At 60.3% G+C, this 5,579-nt stretch carries 6 protein-coding genes; 4 read left to right on the top strand and 2 right to left on the bottom strand.

The features are described from left to right. Nucleotides 1-645: replication initiator protein A (locus I55_RS25570; RefSeq protein ID WP_199902722.1), on the bottom strand; the 645-nt coding region annotated here is incomplete at its 3' end. A gap of 593 nt (nucleotides 646-1,238) precedes the next feature. Between I55_RS25570 and I55_RS25575 the strand changes: the two genes are divergently transcribed. Both I55_RS25575 and I55_RS25580 read left to right on the top strand, forming a co-directional pair. Beyond that, a complete protein-coding gene (locus tag I55_RS25575; RefSeq protein WP_148293952.1) occupies nucleotides 1,239-1,757 on the top strand; it encodes a hypothetical protein in 519 nt (172 codons plus the stop codon). 76 nt (nucleotides 1,758-1,833) lie between these two features. Further along, nucleotides 1,834-2,220, top strand: coding sequence for a LuxR C-terminal-related transcriptional regulator (locus I55_RS25580; RefSeq protein WP_044563551.1), 387 nt, complete (start codon nucleotides 1,834-1,836; stop codon nucleotides 2,218-2,220). A 54-nt stretch (nucleotides 2,221-2,274) separates the two neighbouring features. On the opposite strand, the gene I55_RS25585 is transcribed toward I55_RS25580, so the two are convergent. Further along, nucleotides 2,275-3,837 (bottom strand): helicase HerA-like domain-containing protein, encoded by a 1,563-nt coding sequence (locus I55_RS25585; protein ID WP_148293953.1) that lies wholly within the window; start codon nucleotides 3,835-3,837, stop codon nucleotides 2,275-2,277. 120 nt (nucleotides 3,838-3,957) lie between these two features. Between I55_RS25585 and I55_RS25590 the strand changes: the two genes are divergently transcribed. Both I55_RS25590 and I55_RS25595 read left to right on the top strand, forming a co-directional pair. Beyond that, entirely contained in the window at nucleotides 3,958-4,485 is a 528-nt protein-coding gene (locus I55_RS25590; RefSeq protein ID WP_044563553.1) for an A24 family peptidase, read from the top strand. Nucleotides 4,486-4,799: 314 nt separating this feature from the next. Continuing rightward, the gene (locus tag I55_RS25595; RefSeq protein ID WP_044563554.1) at nucleotides 4,800-5,225 is read left to right on the top strand and encodes a hypothetical protein; all 426 of its coding nucleotides are present in this window, start codon (nucleotides 4,800-4,802) and stop codon (nucleotides 5,223-5,225) included. Nucleotides 5,226-5,579: the final 354 nt, after the last annotated feature.

Raw genomic sequence — 5,579 nt, forward strand, 5'->3', positions numbered from 1 at the left:
GGGTGAGTTTCCAATAGGTCGGGGACAAAGCCACGTTGCGCTCGCGCCGGCGCAGGTGGTCACCAGCACCCGCGGCACGTCGACGGTGACAGTCTTGATGCGCATGTCTTCGCCTTCACCGGTCCAGTTGACCTTGTAGGCGCTCAGCCAGCTGAAGTCGGTCATCTCCAGCTCTCCGGAGCCGATTGTGGTCCGGACAGCGGTATTACGCAGCCGTTTCAGCGACATGATAAGCTGGTGATGCTGTGATCCGCCTGGATTGCCAATACGGGCGACCCTGAAATAATCTGCCGGCTCGAACGTGAAGGTGTTGGCAGCGGGGGAGACGTCCGTGTTCTCGCCTATCATCGAGAGGATGTAATAAAGTACTTGCTTGTCCCAGGCATTGGCCACCCCGAATTCAGGACCCGACAACTCGACTTTGACTTCGTCGTATTCAAATACGCATTTCTGCGTTGGCATTTTGTTGGTGGGGAAGAGCTGGTGAACCAGAATAGAAAGAGTGGCCACCACCTTTCCCTGCAAGGCGGGTGACGCCGGCCCCACCGCCAGATGTTCGTCACCATCGAGATGTCCGATAGACCCTACATTTCGGGCCCGCTCCTGAGAGACATCACGATTTGATGTTGGCGAACTGCTAGTCATGGTGGCGCCAAGGAGACGCCGTGCTGGCAGTCCGCCTTTCGGCGGGCGCCGGCAGATGGGCAACAGCGGACCTCCCGACGCCGTGAAGAGGTCGTCGTGAAGGTTTTTTCCATCCGTTCCACAAGGAACCTCACTGGTAACCGCCTCCAACAGAGCCCCCTTGGCAGGCAGATTTCAATAATAACTCGTGGTAGCTCAAATCCAGTGCAGTTTGTGGGATCCTAATTCTGATTGTCCAGATCTATTCACACCGAGATCACAAGATCTGCTGATAGTCGCTACGAAAAACCGCCATTTTTGAGAGATGGCGGCCGAGACAGTCAGCGTTATGCCCCCTCGATTGGGCTGACTGTCAGCGCCGGAGCCACTATGGTCGGGATAATCGCCCGAGTCCGGCTGAACCATCAACGTTCTGCCGTCTCCAAAGGGCCAACCGTCAGCGATATGCCCTGACTCGCTGGATAAATCACGGGGAATCGGTGTCTTGGCACCAGAATGGGCCTATTCCAAGCCGATCATTCATGCCTCCCAGCTGTCGGAGGAGGGCGCCACGGCATTTCACTGATGGTCGACAGGCGTCGCGCCCCTGGGTCATGAGCCATGATGGCAAAACGCTGACGGTTCGAAGATGGGTGGGCTCCGTGACAATGTCGCTCAATATGTGCTACCACAAGATATTTGGTTTCATCCCTGCGCGAGCATCGAACATGAGCGGTGATAGCCAGCCCTCTCCGGTCGCCATAATTCGCCAAGCCCTGGGCCAGGCCAAGCTCCATCTTGCCGATGCGATGGGCCACCTGCGCCGTCCCATCCTCAGGATACCGCTCTGGATGGGTTTGCCCGACACGGGTATGGGCAGGGCCGGGAGTATGATAGCCTTCTCCGTCATCGGCGTGATGTTGACCTCCCTGGCGCTCCATGGTCCCGCCGCTCGGGGTCCCCGCCCGCTACCCTGCGCGCTCGAGGCCAAGGCCCTTGGGCGACTTGCCGCCAAGGGGGCCGCGGCCGGTCTGCAGGGGAGGGACCTGCTGGTCAGCCTCAAGGGGTCCGAGGAAGACCAGGCTTTGAACAGTTGCCTGAACGGAGCGCGCGATGCCCGGCCGTCTTCCTGACACCAGAGGGGCTGCCGTCCTCTTGTCTGTACCGCCCACAGTTGAAATGCCCTTGCCTTCCTCGCCATTGAGCGGCATGGAAATGCTGGCCGCCGTCCAGACCATACGGGACACCCTCGACGGCTTGGAAAAAAACATCCTTTGTCTATTGGCAAGGCCAGTCAGCCGCCATGCGTTGCGCGCCGCGGCGGCCCTTGGACCCATGGAGACCCAGATCCTCGACCTGCTGGTCGACGGCGAGCCTTACAAGGAAATCGCACGGCGCTTGGACCTGTCCCTCAGTACCGTGCGCAATAGCGCCAGCGCCATCAGCGTCAAACTGGGCCTGCCAGGACCGGGAGAAGGAGGCCGGCGCACCGTTAACAGCCGGGCCCTTGCGGCCCACTGGGCTGCAATACGCGCCGCGGCGGCGGGAATGGAAGCCAATGGGGGCCCCGACAGGATTGGCATGCCCGGGCTGTAATATCCAGCCACGGCGCCCTGTTGGACGGCATCGCAGTCTGCCGCCGAGCCATGATCAGGCCAAGCCCGCGATCTCACACTCGTGGAACCTGTTGGAAAAGTCGTTTCCGCGCTTGCTTCTGACCTGAACCAACGCCGTCACTTGCGGCCGCAGGTACCGAAGCTTCCCCGGTTGCAAGGCCAATTTCTTCTCGACGCCGGCGGCGACATCGTCGTCCACGCCCAGGATGACCCTGGCACCCGCACTCGCCATGAGAGGCTTGGGAAATGCCGAAAGTTCTTGGGCGAAGAGCCAAAGCCCCAGGCCGTATTTCCGGGCCTCCCGGAATGCCCTGACCACGGCGTTCTCGCTGCTGTCGTCGATGTGGGGAGCCGCTTCATCCAGGAGGAGGGCATGATCCATGGCTTCGCACAACCCCTTCTCCTTCAGCTTCAAGTGGATGTCGTCCACCAAGTATTGAATGAAGAATTTCTTCTCGGTCTCGTTCAGGCCACGGATGTTGTAGCGGATGACCGAGACGGTGGGGTCCAGCTCCGGAGCCTTTCCTTTGAACAGGCCGCTGCGGAGCAACTCCTCGACCTTGTTGTAAAGCGACCTAACGATATCCGGGTTGTCCCACAGTAACAGCTGCTCCAGTTCCTCGCCGGTTTCCATCCGATCCAATGCTTCCTCGTAGGCTTCCAAAGCGGCTTGCCTGGCCTTGGCTTTCCTGGCCTCGATCGTGTCGACTTCGTGGTCGGTATGCCCCCGCTTCAGCCGGAGGCGCTGCAGGGTCCTGGCCTGCTTGCAGACCTCCTCGAGGCGGTGAACGGCGCTGTCCGTCATGCCCAGCTTCATGGCCTTCAACCGCTGGAAAATGTGGCGGGAAAGATCCTGCAGGTTGGGGGGGCGCTTGACCTTTCCCTTGCCCCACTGGTCGACGGCTTCCTCCAGCCGTGGATGTTCCTTGGGGATTTCCCAAACGCGGGATGCGTCATTGAAGCTGAGGCTGTAGGTCTCCCGCAGCGACAGTTTCTCCGCTTCGGACACGGAGTACATCTCCAGGCCTGTCAGCGCTACCATGCCAGGGCGGGCCTCGACCTCGCGCGGCGGCGCGCGCCGGCGTGGATCGAATTCCAGTGACCATGTTCTCGGGTCCTCCTGCGAGAAGCCGTGCTGACGGTACAGGTCCATCAAGAGGCGGAATAGCGCTGTCCGCTGTTGGTCACCCAAGGTGACCTGCTTGCCGATGAGATGGATGAATTTGTTGGCACTGGCGTGAACCCCCCCCATCTCGAGGTCTGTGGAGACGGCAAGGGGATTGAGACCAAACGTCGAGGTGGGGCCGAATGTAATGGTCTGGTGCCGCACGCTGGGGATGATGTCACCCTGTCCGTCGATGACGATGGTCTTGATGCCGGCGGCACCGAATTGGTTCGCCATTCGGCGGAGCTGATGGGTCTTGCCGCTGCCGCTGCCTCCGACGACCAGGCCGTGCCCTGACTGGACGGCATGGTTATCCCATGTCTGATCGAAAGGTGCGCGATTGGGCAGCTTCACCTTGCCGAAGCTGAGGCGGAGGGTTGGAGCCTTCCGCACAGCCGCTGTTGGAGATGTCTCGCCATCTTCGAGGTCCATCACGGCCACTTGCTCCTTAGACGGATATTTCGCAGGGGATTGACCAGATTAGCTACCACAAGATATTTGTCAGGCAAGGCCGTTGTTAACCGATGGTGACGTATGGGTTCATGGTCTCCAGTGGAAATTATCTCGCGATACATCATTCAGGTAGGAGACCCGACCGCCAGCCTCGGCTGGGGCGACGTGACGAGCTACGGTCTGCTGCTCTTTCTCCTTGTCCTTCTCTCGATCAGGGATTGGCGGGAGCGGCTGTTGCCCGACAGCCTCACCTTCACCCTGGCAGCCAGCGGCATCGCCATTTCCATCCTCAAAGGCCGTGACCCGGTCGCGGCCGTTGAGGGAGCGATGATCCTGGGTGGCATCGCCCTGACGTGCTGGGCTGGGGGGACGCTCGTGTTTTCCCGTTTCGATGACGTGGAGGACGACGTCGTCCTTGGCCTTGGAGACGTGAAGATGCTGGCGGCTGCCGGCGCCTGGCTTGAGCCCCGCCTGCTGCCATCCTTCGGCATCACCCTGGTCTGCACATTCGCCGCGATGACCTGGCTGCCGGCCAAGGTCACCTCCCGAGGGACTCCGGGTGGCCTGGCCATTGCCTTCGCCACCGCCGCCGTGGCGGGGCTTACACTGATATCGGGAGGGGAATAAAGTCGGGCTCAATCATTTACTACCAATGTAGTTCTGCACTTCAGCCATTGACTACTGAAGTAAGTGACCCGGCCATTCGCCTTAACGGTAGGTTAACAGACTGAAGGCAGGAGGAGTCTAGATAGGTTCATCATTTCGGTGAATAGACAATGCCTATCGCCCTGCACTTGGTCCACCTACCCAATAGGATCAGGTTATATAAAATTGCGAATAAAAAATCACTTTCTTGCTATATAAATTTGCTGTAATTCAGGTTGTACGTCATGTCTGCCTACCTCTTTGGGTGTAGCGCATAGCGCCTCGAAGGAATTCAAATGCTGGGGACCGCTCTACAATCAGACCACCGCCGGCCCCGGGCTGACGAGATCAGCGTCACCACACTGGGCGCCATTGTCAGCGCAAGATCCGTCGAGGTGACGAAGTCATGCCTGGACGGGCTGTTCGATGTCATGGCCGCCAGGTCGGCTGGCACAGTGCTGGTTGAAATTGGCGGTGACGGCACAGCCACGGTCACCTTCCGCGAAACTGAAGGGGTCAGGCGCATCCCAAACGGGTCCGCACCCCCGCTTTCCATCACGCTGGACAGTAAAGGCATTGCCGACCTGGCTGCTGACCTGGAGGCCAGAAGGCCCAAGGGCATGCGTTGCTTCAGGTTCGAGAGCGGCCGCGCCGCCCTGGGAACCATCGCCGTGGTGCTCACGCCCTCCATCATCCGCATCGCCTTGGGCCAGAAGGACTGATAGCGGCACGAGATTTTGACTCATGCCGCTGTAGGCCGCGACTGCGGGAGCCGGTGAGAGCACCCCAGGGCTTCGCTGTGAAAGCCTGCGGAAGCAGGCGCCCGGCGGTTGAGGGGTATTTGAGCGGACACGATCAAATGCCGTTGGTTTGAGACAGCCCGCCCAGGCGATCAACGCGGAACTGGATGGCAGCCAGGCCCACCTCGATCCGCCGCGTAGACGTACCCAGGAGGGCACCCCGTCCCCGTCAGGCTGGTCAACGGCGCACCAGACTTCTGGTAGCGCGTAGCCGGCATCGGATCCGTGCTCACCACGAGACCGGTCGGCGCTTCCACTCATCCTGGTCCACCCCTG

This window comes from Azospirillum sp. B4 (genome assembly GCF_000333275.1).
GTDB lineage: Bacteria > Pseudomonadota > Alphaproteobacteria > Azospirillales > Azospirillaceae > Nitrospirillum.

Excerpts from the sequence above, each read along its gene's own strand:
- I55_RS25575 (WP_148293952.1), top strand. The coding sequence starts at position 1,239 with ATGAGCCATGATGGCAAAACGCTGACGGTTCGAAGATGGGTGGGCTCC.
- I55_RS25580 (WP_044563551.1), top strand. The coding sequence starts at position 1,834 with ATGGAAATGCTGGCCGCCGTCCAGACCATACGGGACACCCTCGACGGC.
- I55_RS25585 (WP_148293953.1), bottom strand. The coding sequence starts at position 3,837 with ATGGACCTCGAAGATGGCGAGACATCTCCAACAGCGGCTGTGCGGAAG.
- I55_RS25595 (WP_044563554.1), top strand. The coding sequence starts at position 4,800 with ATGCTGGGGACCGCTCTACAATCAGACCACCGCCGGCCCCGGGCTGAC.